General features: G+C 68.0%; 13 protein-coding genes. 8 read left to right on the top strand and 5 right to left on the bottom strand.

Features of this window, described 5'->3' with window-relative positions; genetic code table 11:
* Positions 1-52: 52 nt before the first annotated feature.
* From AC5P88_RS15065 to AC5P88_RS15055, 3 genes are all read right to left on the bottom strand, one after another.
* Positions 53-943 carry an NAD-dependent epimerase/dehydratase family protein gene (locus tag AC5P88_RS15065; protein WP_111112263.1) on the bottom strand — a complete coding sequence of 297 codons (891 nt, stop codon included), beginning with the start codon at positions 941-943 and terminating at the stop codon, positions 53-55.
* Positions 944-1,005: 62 nt separating this feature from the next.
* Entirely contained in the window at positions 1,006-2,577 is a 1,572-nt protein-coding gene (locus AC5P88_RS15060; RefSeq protein WP_495225417.1) for a tetratricopeptide repeat protein, read from the bottom strand.
* A 30-nt stretch (positions 2,578-2,607) separates the two neighbouring features.
* Positions 2,608-4,764 (bottom strand): bifunctional (p)ppGpp synthetase/guanosine-3',5'-bis(diphosphate) 3'-pyrophosphohydrolase, encoded by a 2,157-nt coding sequence (locus AC5P88_RS15055; RefSeq protein WP_495225416.1) that lies wholly within the window; start codon positions 4,762-4,764, stop codon positions 2,608-2,610.
* A gap of 130 nt (positions 4,765-4,894) precedes the next feature.
* Between AC5P88_RS15055 and AC5P88_RS15050 the strand changes: the two genes are divergently transcribed.
* Complete coding sequence (locus tag AC5P88_RS15050; protein WP_495225415.1) at positions 4,895-5,431, top strand: hypothetical protein; 537 nt, start codon at positions 4,895-4,897, stop codon at positions 5,429-5,431.
* A 110-nt stretch (positions 5,432-5,541) separates the two neighbouring features.
* On the opposite strand, the gene hrpA is transcribed toward AC5P88_RS15050, so the two are convergent.
* Positions 5,542-9,624 carry an ATP-dependent RNA helicase HrpA gene (gene hrpA / locus AC5P88_RS15045; protein ID WP_495225414.1) on the bottom strand — a complete coding sequence of 1,361 codons (4,083 nt, stop codon included), beginning with the start codon at positions 9,622-9,624 and terminating at the stop codon, positions 5,542-5,544.
* A gap of 86 nt (positions 9,625-9,710) precedes the next feature.
* Between hrpA and AC5P88_RS15040 the strand changes: the two genes are divergently transcribed.
* The 6 genes from AC5P88_RS15040 (at position 9,711) to AC5P88_RS15015 (ending at position 16,682) form a co-directional block, all read left to right on the top strand.
* On the top strand, positions 9,711-10,259 hold the full coding sequence (locus AC5P88_RS15040; RefSeq protein ID WP_006439098.1) for a Dps family protein: 549 nt from the start codon (positions 9,711-9,713) through the stop codon (positions 10,257-10,259).
* 564 nt (positions 10,260-10,823) lie between these two features.
* A complete protein-coding gene (recQ, locus tag AC5P88_RS15035) occupies positions 10,824-12,629 on the top strand; it encodes a DNA helicase RecQ (protein ID WP_495225413.1) in 1,806 nt (601 codons plus the stop codon).
* A gap of 145 nt (positions 12,630-12,774) precedes the next feature.
* A complete protein-coding gene (locus tag AC5P88_RS15030; RefSeq protein WP_495225412.1) occupies positions 12,775-13,158 on the top strand; it encodes a CopL family metal-binding regulatory protein in 384 nt (127 codons plus the stop codon).
* Positions 13,159-13,233: 75 nt separating this feature from the next.
* The gene (locus AC5P88_RS15025) at positions 13,234-15,042 is read left to right on the top strand and encodes a copper resistance system multicopper oxidase (RefSeq protein WP_106551064.1); all 1,809 of its coding nucleotides are present in this window, start codon (positions 13,234-13,236) and stop codon (positions 15,040-15,042) included.
* Positions 15,039-16,088, top strand: coding sequence for a copper resistance protein B (locus AC5P88_RS15020; RefSeq protein ID WP_164146938.1), 1,050 nt, complete (start codon positions 15,039-15,041; stop codon positions 16,086-16,088). Before AC5P88_RS15025 ends, AC5P88_RS15020 begins: the two co-directional genes overlap by 4 nt.
* Positions 16,089-16,169: 81 nt before the next feature.
* Complete coding sequence (locus AC5P88_RS15015; protein ID WP_495225411.1) at positions 16,170-16,682, top strand: GNAT family N-acetyltransferase; 513 nt, start codon at positions 16,170-16,172, stop codon at positions 16,680-16,682.
* A gap of 68 nt (positions 16,683-16,750) precedes the next feature.
* Here AC5P88_RS15015 and AC5P88_RS15010 read toward each other — a convergent pair whose 3' ends face one another.
* Entirely contained in the window at positions 16,751-17,071 is a 321-nt protein-coding gene (locus tag AC5P88_RS15010; protein ID WP_106551061.1) for a TFIIB-type zinc ribbon-containing protein, read from the bottom strand.
* A 149-nt stretch (positions 17,072-17,220) separates the two neighbouring features.
* Here AC5P88_RS15010 and AC5P88_RS15005 point away from each other — a divergent pair, with 149 nt between their 5' ends.
* The gene (locus AC5P88_RS15005) at positions 17,221-17,988 is read left to right on the top strand and encodes a CPBP family glutamic-type intramembrane protease (protein WP_495225410.1); all 768 of its coding nucleotides are present in this window, start codon (positions 17,221-17,223) and stop codon (positions 17,986-17,988) included.
* Positions 17,989-18,051 lie beyond the last annotated feature (63 nt).

The raw sequence follows: 18,051 nt of genomic DNA, 5'->3' as shown, positions 1-18,051 counted from the left end.
AGGGCCGGGGGATGGTAGCAGAGCCCCCCTGGCGGATGGATGCGGCGGCTGGCTAGCCGTTGCCGGGATACGCAGCGATCCGCTGCAGGGCCTGGGCCGCGCTCATCGGTCGCCACGTATCCGCGTCAGGCTGGAACGGCCGCGGATGTACGCCCAGCAGCGCCTGCAGCGGACCGTTGTCCGCAATCAGATCCTGCTGCAGGCGTGACACCGGACCACGCGCTCGCGGCAGCACCGCAGCCAGGCCTCGCAGTGCACCGCCCGGCAACGGCAGCGCCAATGTTGGCTGTGCCAGGCTGGCGTGCACGCGGCGGAACATCGCGTGGTACGGCAGGCGCTCGCCGCCGCCGATTTCCAGCACCCGCGCCGACGCTGCACCGGTGGCGATGCAGGCCACCACGGCGCGGGCGATATCGTCGGCATGCACCGGTTGGCGCAGGCCTCCCACCAGCGGTATTGGGAACAGGCGCAGGCGCAGCGCGCGCTGCACGATCGGGGTGATGCTGCGGTCGATGCCGGCCCCATAGATCAGGGTTGGGCGCAGGATCGTCCACGCCATGCCAAGACGCTCGGCCTGCGCGATCAGGCCCGCTTCGCCCCGCTGCAGCATCGCCACAACGTCCTGCTCGTCGGCCTGCTCGGAATCCTGCTTGCTCAGCACGCTCATCGAACTGGTGGCGATGACCTGCCGCGCTGGGGCCGCCGTCTGCCGCGACAACCACTGCGCCAATGCTTCAAGGGGACCGAAGCTGGCAATGGCCTGCCAGTCCGGAGACGGCACGCTGTCCAGCGCAGCCGCCAGGTCCCCGCACAACCACTGCACGCCGTCCTGTGCCGGTTGCGGTCGCCGGCTCACTGCCTGTACCCGCCCATGCACCTGCAGCAGGCGCGGCAGCAGGAACCGGCCGATCTGGCTGGTGGCTCCGGAAACAAGGACGGTCATCTGCACTCCGTGGGGATGTTGCGGGGGTGGCTACTATAGCGGCCCCTCCGGCAGCGGCGGGCTCAGGGCGACGACACCCCGATGTCGCGCAGGCGCTGCCGCAACTGCTGGTACTCGCTGCTGGAAGTGCCAACGCCAAGCTCGCCCGCCTGCTGGAGCGCACGTTCGGCAAAGGCGACATCACCGTTGCCCAATCGTTCGCTGCCAATCGCAAGCCAACGCTGCGCAAGGCGCTGGCGGGCCGCAGGCAGGCCGCCAGCGGTGGGAGCCAGCGTCTGCCAGGCCTGCAGGCAGGCACCTGCAGCCTGCACCCGGTTCTGCCGCAGGTTGTCGTCGAAGCAACTGCGGCTGGCAGGCAGCAGGCGCGCGGCAGCGGCCTTCACCCGTGCATCGCGCGGTGCCAGCGCCTGTGCTTCGCGCAGGGCATCGAACGCGCTGTGCCCCGGCGGGCTGATCCATTGCCCTGCGCGCTCGGCGCGTTCGATCCGGCGCAGGTGATCGCGCAGCTCGCGTTCACGCTGCGCGTTGCTCACCGCGGGCTGCTGCAGTGCCTCCCGGGCCTGCCGTGCACGCTGCAGGCGCTGCGCCAGTTGCTGTCGTGCCGCCTGCGAAGCGCCCAGTGCTTCCGCCAGCACGGCATCACGCTGCGCGGCCTCGAACTGGAAATCGTCGGCCTGGACCTGGCTTCGCGCCAGCACCGCCTGCAGCACCTGCTCACGGCCGCGCTGGGCAGTAGGATCATCCGGCGCCACCGCCAGCACGGCCAGGAACCCCTTTGCGGCACTTTCCAGCTGCTGTCGCTTCAGTGCGCGCTGTGCCTGCAGCAAGTGCTCGTCGACCGCCCGTGCCAGTGCCTCCTGGCTGGCGGGCAGATCGGCGTGGCCTGCGTCGAACAGGCGCGCGCGCTGCAACGTCGCAGCGGCTTCAGCCAGTTCCCCGCGTCCGGCCAGCGTGCGCGCGTGCTGCAGCAGATCGCTCAGTGCGTCCTCGCGCCCCTCCAGTGCAGGCAGGTTGTCCGGCTGCAGTGCCAGGATGCGCTGGAACAGCGGCAACGCACTGCTGTCGCCATCGTCCAGCCGGCCGGCTGCGAACGCGTTGCGGGCCTGGGCCAGCAACGCGCCGATACCGGCGCCGGCACTACGCCGCGCCTGCAGTTGCCGGGCCACGGCGTCGGCGTCGCCCTGCGGCACCTGCAACTCGCGGGCCAGCGCCAGTGACTGCGCGCTGCCCTCAAGATCGTCGCTCTGCAGCTTGTCGCGGGCCTGCTGCAGGGCCGCCGCTGCGGTTCGTGCAAGGCCCTGGCGGGCCTGCGGCCGATCACCATCCAGTGCCAGCACCGCCTGGTAGCGCTCGCGCGCCCCACTGCCGTCAGCCGCACTCAGCCGGCCGGCGGCGAGCGCACGATCACCTTCGACCAGCAGCTGTTCGATCTGCGGCTCGTCCCAGAACCAGTCGGCCAGCGGCTTGCGCAGCAGCACCAGCAGCACGAACACCGCCAGCGCCGCGACCAGCGCCCAGCGCCAGACCCGCCGTGCATGGCGTGCCTGCAGCCACCACCAGCGGCCCTCGCGGCGGACGCGATCCAGCGCAGGATGTTCAGCGCCATGCGGGCGATGCGGGGGCTCGCGTTCCATGCGTGCAGGGTAGCCGGGGCAGCGTGAAGCTCAGCCGAGGCGACGCGCCTCGCTCACGCCCGGAAGCGCGTCCAGCTTGCCCAGCAGGTTCGACAACTGGCCGTAGTCGCTGACCTTCAGCCGCAGGCGCAGATGGGCACGGCCACTGTTGCGCACGTTGTCACTGTGGATGTCCAGCACGTAGGCGTCTTCCTGGGCGATCAGGTTGGTGATGTCCTTCAGCAGCCAGCGGCGGTCGACCGCATCGACCACCACGTCCACCTCGTAGCCGCCCCCGGCCTGGCCCCACTCCACCGGCAGGATGCGCTGCGGGCTGGTGGCCGCCAGCCGGGCCAGCGCGGCACAGTCTGCCCGGTGCACGGTGACACCGCGGCTACGGGTGAGGTAGCCGACGATCGGTTCGCCGGCCACCGGCTGGCAGCAGCGCGCCAGCTGCACCAGCAGGTTGCCCACGCCCTGCACCGTGAACTTGGACTTGCCCAGGTTCTCGCGGCGGGCGGTCGGGCGCGGAAGCGTCGGCGCAGGGGCCGGCTGGCTGGCCGCGCGCTCTGCTTCCAGCAGGGTTCGGCTGACCTGGTTCGGGCCGGTATCGCCCAGCGCCACCTGGATGTAGAGGTCATCAACGCTGTCGGCGTGGAACTTCTTCGCCGCCACCGCCAGATCCGAATGCTGCAGTCCCAGGCGCTTCAGCTCGCGCTCGAGCAGTTCGCGCCCGGCCTGCACGTTGCGCGCGCGGTCCAGCTTGTGGAACCAGCTGCGCACCTTTTCGCGCGAGCGGTTGCTGGCCAGGAAACCCAGCGCCGGCATCAGCCAGTCGCGGCGGGGGTCGGCTTCCTTGCCGGTGAGGATCTCGACGCGATCGCCGCTGCGCAGGCGGTAGGTCAGCGGCACGATGCGGCCATTGACCTTGGCGCCACGGCAGCGGTGGCCCACCATCGTGTGCACCTGGTAGGCGAAATCGAGCGGCGTGGCTCCCTGTGGCAGGTCCAGCACCTCGTCCTTCGGGCTGAGCGCATAGACCCGGTCCTCGGTAAGCTCGGCGTCGAGCGCCCCGGCCAGCTCATTGCCCTGCCCGTCCTGTGCCTGCTCCAGCAGCTGGCGCATCCAGGTGATCTTGCGATCGAACGACTTTTCCGCGCCCTTGCCGCCTTCCTTGTACTTCCAGTGCGCGGCCACGCCCAGCTCGGCCTGCGAATGCATCTCGTGGGTGCGGATCTGCACTTCGATCGTGCGCCCTTCCGGGCCGACCACGGCGGTGTGCAGCGAACGGTAGTCGTTGGCCTTCGGGCGTGCGATGTAATCGTCGAACTCGCTCGGCACCGGCGCCCACAGCGCATGCACCACGCCCAGCGCGGCGTAGCAGGCGGCGACGTCGTCGACCATCACCCGCACCGCGCGGATGTCGTACAGCTGGTCGAACGCCAGCCGCTTCTTCTGCATCTTCCGCCAGATGCTGTAGATGTGCTTCGGGCGGCCACTCACTTCGGCATGGATGCCCTGTGCGGCCAGCTCGCGCGACAGCTGCTTCTTCACGTTCTGCACGTAACGCTCGCGCGCCACGCGGGTTTCGTCCACTTCACGCGCGATGCGGCGGTAGGTTTCCGGCTCCAGGTGGCGGAACGCCAGATCCTCCAGCTCCCACTTCAGCTGCCAGATGCCCAACCGGTTGGCCAGCGGCGCGTGGATGTCGCGGGTCAGCTGGGCCAGCGCACGGCGCTGTTCGTCGTCCAGCTTGTCGGCCGCGCGCATCCGCGCCAGCTGCCGGGCCAGCAAGATCGGCACCACGCGCAGGTCGCGGATGATCGCCAGCAGCAGGCGGCGCAGGCCCTCGCTGTTGCGCCCGGCCTCCCGGCCAGCATGCAGCGCCCAGACCGGATCAGCGGCGTCCTGGCCGTCGAGCAGGCCGATCACCGCCGCCTTGTGGTTGCCCAGCGGCAGCTGGTCCAGGCTGGCACGCAGGCCAGGCAGGTCGAACAACAGCGCGGCGACCACCGCGCCTTCGTCGGCCGAGAGCATCGACAGCGCGTCGAGGGTATCGCCCAGCACCGACCAGCTGGCGCGCATCTGGTGGTCGCAGTCCGGTGCTTCCCAGTGCTCGCGCAGGGCCTGGCGCAGCGGAGCGGGCAGCACCGCTGCGGAGGGACGGTTCAACAAGGCATCCAGGCCGGGGACAGAAGCGCGGTTCACAGCATCGAGCAGGCAAGACAGAGGTTCCTACACTAGCGCCGGCGCCGTTCAGGGACAATCACCGCGGCCACCATCACCCGGCATGAAGACATGCCGCTACACTCGCGGGCAAACCCAGGAGAGTTCCGCCATGCCCTCGATCACCCCGCGCTTCCGCCCACGGCTGCTGGCCTGCGCCGCACTGCTGCTGTCCCTGTCGGCGCCTGCGCTGGCCCAGCGCGTGGTGGACGGTGACCTGCAGCAGCAGATGTCGCCAGCCGAATTCAAGGCGGCCGGCCTGGACAAGCTGAGCGTGCAGGAACTGGCCACACTCAACCGCTGGCTGCAGGGCAAGGTCGAAGCGGCCACCACCCAGGCCGTGGCCGCGGTGCGCGAAGAAGCCCGCGAACAGGGCCGCCAGGAAGTGATCGTGAAGAACCGCGGGTTCTTCGATTTCGGCAGCAGCGAGCCGATCACCGGCGTACTGCAGGGCGAGTTCCGTGGCTTCGGCAAGGGCCGCGTCTACGTGCTGGACAACGGCCAGGAATGGGAACAGACCGACAGCACCAGCGTGGTCGGCGTGCGCAAGCAATCGCCCAAGGTCAGCATCAAGCCTGGCGTGATGGGCGTGTGGTACATGAAGGTGGAAGGCGTGAACAGCCAGCCCAAGGTGCGCCGCTCCAAGTAACGCCGCCGCTTTCCTGTAGAGCCGAGCCCATGCTCGGCTGCTTCCTGCGATGGATGATGACAGCGCATGGAAAAGCAGCCGAGCATGGGCTCGGCTCTACAGGAGGGGGGCTACGCCTGGCGCAATGCGGTCACCCGCTGCGCCAGCTTCTTCGCCGAGATACCAGTGCGCGCGCCCAACTCCTGCGCAAACAGCGACACCCGCAGCTCTTCCAGATCCCAGCGCAGCGCCTGCCATTGCGGGCGATCGCGCAGGCCCTGCTGCTCGCCCACCTCCAGCGCTTCCAGGAATGGGTGCAGCTCCAGCATGCGCGCCTGGTCACGCGGCGGATCACGCTTGGCACGCTCGGTGCGCAGGATCATCGCCTTCAGGTAACGCGGATACTGCGCCAGCGCGTCGGCCGGCGTATCGCGCAGGAAGCCGGGGTGGATCAGCCCGGCCAGCTGCGCTTCCATGTCATCCAGGTTGCCGCGCGCCCAACCCATCAACGGCGCCTCCAGCATCGGCTTCAGTTCCGCCACCAGCGCCAGGATGGACTCGGCCAGCTTCAGCCGCGACATCGCCTGGCCGAACAGGGCCTTGGCCGCATGCTCGCGGCGTTGTTCGAAGGCGGCCGCATCGCGGATGTCTTCCAGGCCTTCGGCCAGCACCGCGTTCATCGCCGCATCCACCAGGTCTCCGCGCAGGCGTTCCTGTGATTCGATCGCGGCATACAGCAGGCCGGTCTTGGCACCCACCGGCAGCTGCTTGCGCGCCTGCTTGACCTTCTCGGCCAGGGCGATCTCCAGCAGCCGGCGCACGCCCAGCGGATGGGCCTCCTGTGCCTGCTGCCGATCGGCGAAGATGCGCAGCGCCACGCTGTCACCCTCGTCCAGCAGCGCCGGATAGGCCGGAACGCCGGCTTCACCGGGCACCTGCAGCGGGATCGGCATGGCCGGGAACGTGCGCAGGCCGTCAGCCGCCATCTCGCGCCCGGCACGCGCCGCGAAGGCATCACCGGCACGGCCGCCAAACTTCGCGCGCAGCGCGTCCAGATCACGCGAGGTGGCCAGCACCTTGCCCTGTTCGTCGCGCAGGCGCAGGTTCATGTGCAGGTGCGGTTCGATCGAACCCGGCTCGAAATCGAGCGCGGTCACCGTGGCGCCGGTCGCGCGTGACAGGAAACGCGCCAGCTCCCCGGTGATGGCATCGGCGCCGGGCTGCGGGAACGCCTCGAAGAACGCGCGTCCGAAATCCGGGGCCGGCACATAGTTGCGGCGCATTGCCTTGGGCAGGCTGCGGATCAACGCCGAGGCCTTGTCGGCCACGAAGCCCGGCGCCAGCCAGCCCAGCTGCACCGGGTCCAGTGCATTGAGCAGGTGCAGCGGCACGTCCAGGGTCACGCCGTCATCGTCGGCACCCGGCTCGAAGCGGTAGTGCAGCGGCAACCGCGCCTGGCCCAGCGCCAGGTACTTCGGGTAGCGCTCCTGCTCGCTGCCCTCGCCGGGCAGCAGGTCCGCCAGCGACCAGTGCAGGGTCTTGCGCTGTTCCGGCGCCAGTCCCTTCCACCAGGTATCCAGGCCCGCCGCCGAATGGATCTGCGGCGGCACGCGGTCCAGGTACCAGCGTGCCTGCCAGTCCTCGTCGGCAACGATTCCAGCGCGGCGCAACTTCGCTTCTTCCTCACGCGCGACCTCCAGCACCTTCTGGTTGTCGGCCACGAAGCTGGCGCGGGTGTTGATCTCGCCGGTCACCAGCGCCTGGCGCACGAAGATGTCGTGCGCTTCAACGGGTTCGATGCGGCCGTAGTGCACCGGCTTCTTCGGCGCCAGCACCAGGCCGAACAGGCTGATCTGCTCGGACGCCAGCACCTGTCCCTGCGCGCGCGACCAGTGCGGATCGAAGTGCTTGCGCAGCAGCAGGTGCGGCAGTTCGGCGATCACCCAGTCCGGCTCGATCGCGGCCAGGGTCATGCCCCACACCTTCTGCGTATCCAGCAGATTGGCCACCAGCAGCCACGGCGGCGGGCGCTTGGACAGCGCCGACCCCGGGAATGGCAGGAAGCGACGCTGGCGTGGTGCCTGGAAATCGCCCTTCTCGGTGCGGTGCCCGATCTGCGTTGGCAGGCCTGCCACCAGCGCCCGGTGCAGGGTCTGGTAGGCGGCAGCGCGTACACGTTCGCTGAAGCCGCCGCCGGCAGGCGCCTGTTCCTTCTGTGCGCGCACCGCTACCGGTGCGGGTGCAGCCTCCGCTTTGCCTTCGCGGGCCAGGCGTGCAGCGCGGTGCAACTGGCCGCGGGTGGCCTTTACTGCGGCTGCGTCATCACGCGCCGGGGCCGGCGCACTGCTGCCGGCCAGCAATGGTGCCATCGACGCATCGACAGCCTCTTCCTTCCAGCCCAGTTCCTCGCACAACAGACGCAGCTGGCGATGCAGTTCGCGCCACTCGCGCATGCGCAGGAAGCCGAGGAAGTGGCGACCACACCAGTCGCGCAGCTTGGACTGGGTCAGGTCTTCATGGGCCTGCCGATAGGCATCCCACAGGCGCAGCACGCCGACGAACTCGGAACGGCCATCGGCGAACTGCGCATGCGCGCTGTCGGCTGCGCCGCGTGCTTCGGGCGGACGCTCGCGCGGGTCCTGGATGCCCAGGAACGAGGCGATCACCAGCATCGGCCGCAGGCAGCCAGCGGCCTGCGCGGCCACCAGCATGCGCGCCAGCTTCACGTCCACCGGCAGGCGGGCCATCTGCTTGCCGATGGTGGTCATGCGCCGCTCGGCATCGATCGCGCCCAGCTCGGTCAGCTGCTGCCAGCCATCGGCCACGGCGCGTTCGTCCGGCGCTTCCAGGAACGGGAACTCTTCGATGCGGCCCAGGCCCAGCTGCAGCATGCGCAGGATCACCCCGGCCAGGCTGGAGCGGCGGATTTCCGGATCGGTGAACTCCGGCCGCGCCTGGAAATCGGCCTCGGCGTACAGGCGGTAGCAGATGCCCTCGGCGATACGGCCACAGCGACCCTTGCGCTGGTTGGCGCTGGCCTGCGAAATCGGCTCGATGTGCAGGCGGTCCAGCTTGTTGCGCGGGCTGTAGCGCTTGACGCGGGCGAAGCCCGGATCGACCACGTAGCGGATGCGCGGCACCGTCAGCGAGGTTTCGGCCACGTTGGTGGCCAGCACGATGCGCCGGTTCGGACCCGGGTTGAACACCCGGTCCTGGTCCTGGTTGGACAGGCGCGCGTATAGCGGCAGTACTTCGGTGTTGCGGTACTTGCGCCGTTCCAGCGACTGGTGCGCATCGCGGATCTCGCGTTCGCCCGGCAGGAAGATCAGCACGTCACCACGTGAATCCAGGCGGGTGATCTCGTCGATGGCCGACACGATGGCATCGTTGACCGTGCGCTCGCCCTGGTCTTCGCCTTCGCCTTCCAGCGCGCGGTAGCGCACTTCCACCGGATAGGTACGGCCTTCGACGCTGATCACCGGCGCATTGTCGAAATGCTGGGCGAAGCGCTCGGTGTCGATGGTGGCCGAGGTCACGATCAGCTTCAGGTCCGGGCGCTTGCGCAGCAGCTGCTTCAGGTAGCCCAGCAGGAAGTCGATGTTGAGGCTGCGTTCGTGCGCCTCGTCGACGATGATCGTGTCGTAGTTCGACAGCCAGCGGTCGCTGGCGATCTCCGCCAGCAGGATGCCGTCGGTCATGAACTTGATGCGGCTGTCTTCGCTGACCTTGTCATTGAAGCGCACCTGGTAGCCGACCAGCTGGCCCAGTTCGCTCTGCAGTTCCTGCGCCACGCGGCTGGCCACCGCGCGTGCGGCAATCCGTCGCGGCTGGGTGCAGCCGATCATGCCGGCCTGGCCGCGACCGGCGGCCAGGCACAGTTTCGGCAGCTGGGTGGTCTTGCCCGAGCCGGTTTCACCGGCGATCACCACCACCTGATGACCGCGGATCAGCTCGATGATCGCGTCGGCTTCACGCGCAATCGGCAGCTGCGGGTCCAGAGTAATGGACGGCTGCTGTTGCGCCCGCACCTGCCGGCGCTGCACCGACGCCTGCAAGGCCTGCTCGAAGGTGGCGGCCAGCGCCGCATCCTGTGGCTTGGCCTGGCACCGCGAGAGCATCCCCAGCAAACGGCCCCGGTCGCGGCTCATGGCGCCGTCGATGGCGGCGCGCTGTTGGCGCAGGCGGGGCGATGGATTTTTATCGATAGAGTTCATCAATCGGTTCGTTCAAAACTTTGAAAGCGACCAGTCATCACGACCGGTTTATTGTGAAGGCCAACGATTCCACAAGGAGGAACCCCATGGCGAAGACCAAGAGCACGACCAAGGCCAAGACCGGCAAGCAGAAGCTTGCAGCGGCGGCACCGTCGGCACCGAACATCGATATCGGGATCACCCAGGGCGACCGCAAGAAGATCGCCGACGGTCTGTCGCGCTTCCAGGCTGATGCGTTCACGCTCTACCTGAAGACGCACAACTTCCACTGGAACGTGACCGGGTCGATGTTCAACTCGCTGCACACCATGTTCGAGACGCAGTACACCGAGCAGTGGGCGGCACTGGACGACGTGGCCGAGCGCATCCGCGCGCTGGGCTTCAATGCCCCGGGCTCCTACCGGGAATTCGCTGCGCTGACCTCGATCGCCGAGGAACCGGGCCTGACCGACAGTGCGGACTGGCGTGAAATGGTACGCCAGTTGGTGGTCGCCAACGAAGCGGTCTGCCGTACGGCACGTGAAGTGCTGGATGTGGCGGCCAAGGGTGACGACGCTCCGACCGAGGATCTGATGACCCAGCGCCTGCAGACGCACGAAAAGTACGCCTGGATGCTGCGTTCCCTGCTCCAGTAAGAGTTTGGGGGGCTCGGCAGGGCTGCGCCCTGCACCCGCAGAAGCCACTGCAACGGCAACAGCCGGAGCAAAAGCTGGTTTCCTGTGGGTTGGCGGGGTGGGTCCGGTGGCAGGGGACGCCGTAAACCCGTCCTTGGGGGCTTGGCCGCGGCATCCATGCCGCGGACACCCCTGCCACCGGACCCACCCCGCCTTCGACAGTTTTCCGCGATCTGCCAGGGCATTACTGGGGGTCAGATCCGTTTTCCGCAGGAAAACGGATCTGACCCCATTTCGTTTGTCGATATCTGACAGATTTCATCCACGCATGGCGTGGATGGCCCCACCGTCACCGGGAAACTGTCGAAGGCGGGGCGGTGTGGGCTTGCAGGACCGTTGGCGCCATGGATGGCGCCATCGAGCCCCCATGGATGGGTTTACGGCGTGTCCTGCAAGGCCACACCGCCTCGCCCAACCAGCAGACACCCCAGAGCCGGCTGTTGCCTTTGACGTTGCTCTGGCTTGAAGGCTTCTGCAGGTGCAGGGCGCAGCCCTGCCGCCGCCTCCGGGAGGTAAACTAGCCCGATGGCTTCCCGTCCCGCGCACGACCTGCTCCAACGCGTCTTTGGTTACGACGATTTCCGTGGTCCGCAGCAGGACATCGTGGAGCATGTGGCTGCCGGTCACGATGCCCTGGTGCTGATGCCCACCGGCGGCGGCAAGTCGCTGTGCTACCAGGTGCCAGCCCTGCTGCGTGACGGTTGTGGCATCGTCATCTCGCCATTGATCGCCCTGATGCAGGACCAGGTCGAAGCCCTGCGCCAGCTCGGCGTGCGTGCCGAGTACCTGAACTCCACCCTGGATGCCGAGACCGCCGGCCGCGTCGAGCGCGAGCTGCTGGCCGGCGAGCTGGACATGCTCTATGTCGCCCCCGAGCGACTGCTGACCGGCCGCTTCCTGTCACTGCTGTCGCGCAGCCGCATCGCCCTGTTCGCCATCGACGAAGCGCATTGCGTATCGCAGTGGGGCCACGACTTCCGCCCGGAATATCGGCAACTGACCGTGCTGCACGAGCGCTGGCCGCAGATTCCACGCATCGCGCTGACCGCCACCGCCGACCCGCCGACCCAGCGCGAGATCGCCGAGCGTCTCGACCTGCAGCAAGCGCGCCATTTCGTCAGCTCGTTCGACCGCCCCAACATCCGCTACACCGTGGTGCAGAAAGACAACGCCCGCAAGCAGCTGACCGACTTCCTGCGTGGCCATCGTGGCGAGGCCGGCATCGTCTACTGCATGTCGCGGCGCAAGGTCGAGGAAACGGCCGAGTTCCTGTGCGGCCAGGGTTTCAATGCCCTGCCCTACCACGCCGGCCTGCCGCCGGAAGTGCGCGCGAACAACCAGCGCCGCTTCCTGCGCGAGGACGGCATCGTGATGTGCGCCACCATCGCCTTCGGCATGGGCATCGACAAGCCGGACGTGCGCTTTGTCGCACATACCGACCTGCCCAAGTCGATGGAAGGCTACTACCAGGAAACCGGCCGCGCTGGCCGTGATGGCGAAGCCGCTGAAGCATGGCTGTGCTACGGCCTTGGCGACGTGGTCCTGCTCAAGCAGATGATCGAGCAGTCCGAGGCCGGCGAAGAACGCAAGCAGCTGGAGCGGGGCAAGCTCGACCACCTGCTGGGCTACTGCGAATCCATGCAGTGCCGCCGCCAGGTGCTGCTGGCCGGTTTCGGCGAGACCTATCCCCAGCCCTGCGGCAACTGCGACAACTGCCTGACGCCGCCAGCCTCGTGGGACGCGACCATTCCAGCGCAGAAGGCGCTGAGCTGTGTCTACCGCAGCGGCCAGCGCTTCGGCGTCGGCCACCTGATCGACGTCCTGCGTGGCAGCGAGAACGAGAAGGTGAAGCAGCAGGGCCACGACAAGCTCAGTACCTATGCGATCGGCCGCGACCTGGATGCACGCACTTGGCGCAGCGTGTTCCGCCAACTGGTCGCCGCCAGCCTGCTGGAAGTGGACAGCGAGGGCCACGGTGGCCTGCGCCTGACCGATGCCAGCCGTGACGTGTTGACCGGCCGTCGCCAGATCAGCATGCGACGCGATCCGGCCAGCAGCACAAGTGGCCGCGAGCGCAGTGCGCAGCGCACCGGCCTGTCGGTGCTGCCGCAGGATCTGGCCCTGTTCAACGCCCTGCGCGGCCTGCGTGCCGAACTGGCGCGCGAACAGAATGTGCCGGCCTTCGTGATCTTCCACGACAGCACCCTGCGCAACATCGCCGAGCAACGCCCGACCAGCCTGGACGAACTGGCACGGGTCGGCGGCATCGGCGGCACCAAGCTGAGCCGCTACGGCCCGCGCCTGGTCGAAATCGTGCGCGAAGAGGGGTAGCGCCGGGCCGTGGCCGGCGACCTGCTGATTGGCCGCGCTTCGCGCTCGCCGGGCATGGCCCGGCGCTACCCTTGTCTTGCTCCAACCTTGAACCGGCCATTCAGCCGGAAGTGCATCCACGGCCGCTTGCGGCTAGATTAGCGCCATGTCCCTCGCCTCGACCCTTCTCCGTGTCGTGCTCATGCTCAGCCTGTTGCTCAACGGGCTGAACGCGGCCATGGCCAGCGGTCACGAGGAAATGGGGCGGATGGCCCATGCCATGGCCGCCACGGTTGGAGGCGGCGATGCCGACTGCCACCACCACGCCGCCATGCAGGCCGACGAGGCCCCGCAGGCCAAGGCCCCCGCCCGCGACGCCCACTGCCAGATCAAGGACTGCGTGCGCAGTTGCGCCCAGCATCCGCTGCTGGTGGTGCAGCCGTTGCCGTACCTGGCAGGCCCGGCGTTGTCGCTGGCACCACAGCCGATGCCGGCCACCGGCCTGCCGGCGCCGCCGCTGCCGCCCATCTCACGCCCTCCCATCGGCTGATTCCCCACGCACCGTGCGCCCTGCGCACCGGAGCCGGCGGCCTGCCGGCGTCTTTCCGTGTCTGGAGTCTCCACCATGAATACCCGCAATCCCCCCGGTCCGGGCGCTGTGCCCATGCCGTCGCGACGCCTGTTCGTACAGGGTCTTGCCGCCGGTGGCGTGGTCGCCGGCATCGCTGCCGTCGGCGTGCCGCAGCGCGCGCTTGCCGCAGCCACTGCCACCCCACGCCTGGCCGGTGCCCCAGCCGTGCTCAGCGATACCCGCATCGAACTGGCCATCGGCGAATCGCTGGCCAATTTCACCGGCCGTACCCGCCCGGCGATCACCGTCAACGGCTCGCTGCCCGCGCCGATCCTGCGCTGGCGCGAAGGCCAGACGGTGGATCTGTTCGTACGCAATACGCTGGAACGCCACCCGACCTCGATCCACTGGCACGGCATCCTGCTGCCAGCCAACATGGACGGCGTGCCCGGGCTGAGCTTCAACGGCATCGGCCCCGGCGAGACCTACCACTACCACTTCGACCTCAAGCAGTCGGGCACCTACTGGTACCACAGCCACTCGATGTTCCAGGAGCAGGCCGGCCTCTACGGTGCACTGATCATCGACCCGGCCGAACCGGCGCCGTACCACCACGACCGCGAGCACGTGATCATGCTGTCGGACTGGACCGACATGGACCCGGGCGCGTTGTTCCGTCGCATGAAGAAGCTCGCCGAGCATGACAACTACTACAAGCGCACCCTGCCCGACTTCCTGCGTGACGTGAAGCGCGAGGGCTGGTCGGCCGCGCTGTCGGACCGTGGCATGTGGGGCCGGATGCGGATGACGCCGACCGACATCTCCGACATCAACGCGCACACCTACACCTACCTGATGAACGGCACCGCCCCGGCCGGCAACTGGACCGGGTTGTTCCGCAGTGGCGAGAAGGTGCTGCTGCGCTTCATCAACGGCGCCTCGATGACCTACTTCGATGTGCGCATCCCCGGCCTGAAGATGACCGTCGTCGCCGCCGACGGCCAGTACATCCATCCGGTCAGCATCGACGAGTTCCGCATCGCCCCAGCCGAAACCTACGATGTACTGGTGGAACCGAGTGGGCAGGATGCCTTCACCATCTTCTGCCAGGACATGGGCCGCACCGGCTATGCCGCCGGCACGCTGGCGGTGCGCCATGGCCTGCAGGCACCGATCCCTGCGCGCGATCCGCGCCCGTTGCTGACCATGAGCGACATGGGGCATGACATGGGTGCAGGCGGTCATGGCGGCCACGACATGGCCGCGATGAAGGGCATGGAAGGCGGCTGCGGCGCCAGCATGGGCCATGGCGCGCACGGCGGCAGTACCGCCAGCAAGGCACCGAAGCATCCGGCCAGCGAACGCAACAACCCGCTGGTGGACATGCAGAGTTCGGCCTCCGAACCGAAGCTGGACGACCCCGGCATCGGCCTGCGCGACAACGGCCGCCAGGTGCTGACCTACGGCGCGATGCGCAGCCTGTTCGAAGATCCGGATGGCCGCGAGCCCAGTCGTGAGGTCGAGCTGCACCTGACCGGCCACATGGAGAAATTCTCCTGGTCGTTCGACGGCATCCCGTTCGCCAGCGCCGAGCCGCTGCGGCTGAACTACGGCGAGCGCATGCGCATCGTGCTGGTCAACGACACCATGATGCAGCACCCGATCCACCTGCACGGCGTGTGGAGCGATCTGGAAAACGCGCAAGGTGAGTTCCAGGTCCGCAAGCACACCATCGACATGCCGCCTGGCACCCGCCGCAGCTATCGCGTGCGCGCCGATGCACTCGGCCGCTGGGCCTACCACTGCCATCTGCTGTACCACATGGAAGCGGGCATGATGCGCGAAGTGAGGATCGAAGAATGAGCCGCTCACTCCTTTCCCCCAGCTTGCTGGCCCTGGGCCTGGCCGCCGCATTGCCGGTGTTCGCGCAGTCGCACGCGGGCCATGACATGGGCGCGGTGAACGTACCTGCGAAGGCCACGAAGACCGCGAAGACCCCGGCCGAACCGGTCGATCATTCAACGATGGATCATTCGAAGATGGACATGGACGCGGCAGATCACGCCGGCATGGACCACTCAACGATGGACCACTCGAAGATGGACCATGGCGCGATGCAGCCGGCGACGATGGACCATTCCAAGATGGATCACTCCAGCATGGATCACGCGGCGATGGGTCACGGCACGCCCGCACCGACCGAACCGCGCGAACCGATCCCGGTGCCGACCGACGCCGACCGCGCTGCCGCCTTCCCACCGATCGCGCATGGCGCGATGGAACACGCGCCGGAGATCAACAGCCTGCTGCTGATCGACCGCCTCGAACACTGGGACGGCAAGAGCAGCAACGGCCAGGCCTGGGAAGCCACCGGCTGGATCGGCGGCAACATCAACCGCCTCTGGCTGCGCACAGACGGTGAACGCAGCCGTGGCCGCACCGAGTCGTCATCGTTGGAGGCCCTGTACGGCCGTAGCGTGTCGCCGTGGTGGGACGTGCTGGTCGGTGTACGCCAGGACTTCCGGCCAGCCGACTCGCGCACGTGGGCGGCCATTGGCATCCAGGGCCTGGCGCCGTACAAGTTCGAAAGTTCGGCCACGCTGTACATGGGCTCCGGTGGCCAGGTTCTGGCCACGGCCGAAGTCGAGTACGACGTGCTGCTGACCAACCGCCTGATCCTGCAGCCGCTGCTGGAAGCCACCGTCGCGGCCAAGGATGAACCGGAGTACGGCATCGGTCGCGGCCTGAACAAGGTCGAAGCCGGGCTGCGCCTGCGCTATGAGTTCAGCCGCCGCTTCGCGCCGTACATCGGCATCAGCCACGAACGCAGTTTCGGCGACACCGCCGACTATGCCGGTGACCACGCACGCGACACGCGTTGGGTGGCCGGCGTCCGCATGTGGTTCTGATCAGCGGATTGTGAGCAACCGCCAGCCCCGGCAGCTGCCGGGGCCGGCTACACTGCGCCACGTTCCAATGCAGGCCCCGCCATGTCGCTGCAGATCCGCCGCGCCACCCTCGCCGACGTCGACGCACTGTCGGCCATTGCCATCACCACCTACAACGAAACCTGGGGCGACTCGTACCCGGCGCAGGAGCTGCAGGATTTCCTGCAGGCGCACTACAGCAGCGAACCGCAGCGCACCGAGCTGTCCGATCCGCGCAGTGCGATCTGGCTGCTGATGGACGGCGACAACGTGGTCGGCTACCTGGCCGCCGGTGCAAACACCCTGCCGCATGCCGAGGCCCGCGAAGGCGACATCGAACTGAAGCGCTTCTACATCCTGGCCGACTACCAGAGCGGCGGCCACGGCGCGCGCATGATGGATGCGTTCATGGAGTGGCTGGACCAGCCGCAGCGCCGCACCCTGTGGGTGGGCGTATGGGAAGAGAACTTCGGCGCACAGCGCTTCTACGCGCGCTACGGCTGCAGCAAGGTGGGCGAGTACGAGTTCATCGTCGGCGACACCCACGACCGCGAGTTCATCCTGCGCCGGCCGTGAGCATGCGGCCCCTGTAGAGTCGAGCAACAGCCAGTCGAGCATGGCTCGACTCTACAAAAGCGAAGCGCCTAGAAATCGAACAGTTCCGACAGGAAGCTGTCCTTCTTCTTTTTCTTGTAACCGTGGCTGTACTGCTGGCCACGGTTGTCCTCGTAGCGCTGGCCAAGGTGGCGGGTATCGCGGTGCATCACCGGCGGCGGCGCAGCGGCCGGCTGCGACTGCACCGGGGCGGGCGGCGGTACTGCAGCACCGGCGCCTGCACGCTCGATGATCTTGTCCAGCTCGCCACGATCCAGCCACACGCCGCGGCAGCTTGGGCAATAGTCGATCTCGATGCCATGGCGCTCGGCCATCTGCAGGGTCTGGGTCTTGCACACGGGGCACAGCATCGGTATGGCTCCTCTCGGTCTGGCTTCGACTGTACCTGCACCGCGATGACTGTGCGGCAACGCATGACCGATGGCACAGGGACTTCCGGCGTGCGCCTCGGCCGCCGCTGCGCCCGCACACTGCGCCCAGACCCGCAAGGAGTGCGTACATGACCGTCCTGTCCCGCTTGCCCAGTCCACTACGCCTGTTGCTGGTGCTGCTCGGCGTCGGCCTTGGCCTGAATCTGCGCGATATCGCGGCCGCCGTAGGCACGCCGATACCCGCCTTGCCCATTGCCTACGGCGGCAGCCTGCTCGACAACGCACTGGCCGTGCTGCTGGCGCTGCTGCTGGCCGCGCTGCTGCGCCCGCGTGGGGTAGGCCTGATGGCCAGCCTCGGGCTGCGCGGCAACGGCTGGCGCGGCCCGATGTGGGTGCTGCTGGCCAGCCTGCCCTGCTGGCTGGGCCTGGCGCTGCTGGGCACGCCGAACACCGCGCTGACCGCGTTGGACGCCACGATGCTGGCAGTGCTGTTCCCACTGGCCGAAGAAGTGCTGTTCCGCGGCCTCGGCTTCGTGCTGCTGGTGAAGCTCATTCGCGGCCCGTGGGCCCTGCTCGCGCTGCCGCAGGCGCTGCTGTTCGGCTGGGTGCACTGGCTGGGTTTCGGCGGCTTCGACGGCGGCGGCACCGCTCTGTTCGTCGGCGCGGTGATCGCACTGGGCGGTTTCATCTTCGCCTGGCTCGATCATCTGGATGGCGACAACCTGTGGTGCGGCCTGGTGCTGCACGTGTCGATGAACCTGGCGTGGAACGTGTTCAGCCTCGATGACACCGTCGCGCTCGGCTGGCAGGCCACCAGCCTGCGAATCGGCACTGCCCTGCTGGCGGTCGCGGTGCTGACCTGGCACGTGCGGTTCCGGCGCCAGAGAGGCCTGTAACGCCCGCTTAGCTTGCCGTGCACGTCGGGATCACTACCAGCTTGCGCATACTTGCGCGCCTTT

This window comes from Stenotrophomonas sp. YJH_SMC_8 (assembly GCF_059371315.1).
Note: the sequence above shows the minus strand (reverse complement) of the source record. Positions and strands in the feature narration are given on the sequence as shown.

Excerpts from the sequence above, each read along its gene's own strand:
- AC5P88_RS15015 (WP_495225411.1), top strand. The coding sequence starts at position 16,170 with ATGTCGCTGCAGATCCGCCGCGCCACCCTCGCCGACGTCGACGCACTG.
- hrpA (WP_495225414.1), bottom strand. The coding sequence starts at position 9,624 with ATGAACTCTATCGATAAAAATCCATCGCCCCGCCTGCGCCAACAGCGC.
- AC5P88_RS15030 (WP_495225412.1), top strand. The coding sequence starts at position 12,775 with ATGTCCCTCGCCTCGACCCTTCTCCGTGTCGTGCTCATGCTCAGCCTG.
- AC5P88_RS15040 (WP_006439098.1), top strand. The coding sequence starts at position 9,711 with ATGGCGAAGACCAAGAGCACGACCAAGGCCAAGACCGGCAAGCAGAAG.
- AC5P88_RS15050 (WP_495225415.1), top strand. The coding sequence starts at position 4,895 with ATGCCCTCGATCACCCCGCGCTTCCGCCCACGGCTGCTGGCCTGCGCC.
- AC5P88_RS15010 (WP_106551061.1), bottom strand. The coding sequence starts at position 17,071 with ATGCTGTGCCCCGTGTGCAAGACCCAGACCCTGCAGATGGCCGAGCGC.
- AC5P88_RS15020 (WP_164146938.1), top strand. The coding sequence starts at position 15,039 with ATGAGCCGCTCACTCCTTTCCCCCAGCTTGCTGGCCCTGGGCCTGGCC.
- AC5P88_RS15005 (WP_495225410.1), top strand. The coding sequence starts at position 17,221 with ATGACCGTCCTGTCCCGCTTGCCCAGTCCACTACGCCTGTTGCTGGTG.
- AC5P88_RS15060 (WP_495225417.1), bottom strand. The coding sequence starts at position 2,577 with ATGGAACGCGAGCCCCCGCATCGCCCGCATGGCGCTGAACATCCTGCG.
- AC5P88_RS15065 (WP_111112263.1), bottom strand. The coding sequence starts at position 943 with ATGACCGTCCTTGTTTCCGGAGCCACCAGCCAGATCGGCCGGTTCCTG.
- recQ (WP_495225413.1), top strand. The coding sequence starts at position 10,824 with ATGGCTTCCCGTCCCGCGCACGACCTGCTCCAACGCGTCTTTGGTTAC.
- AC5P88_RS15025 (WP_106551064.1), top strand. The coding sequence starts at position 13,234 with ATGAATACCCGCAATCCCCCCGGTCCGGGCGCTGTGCCCATGCCGTCG.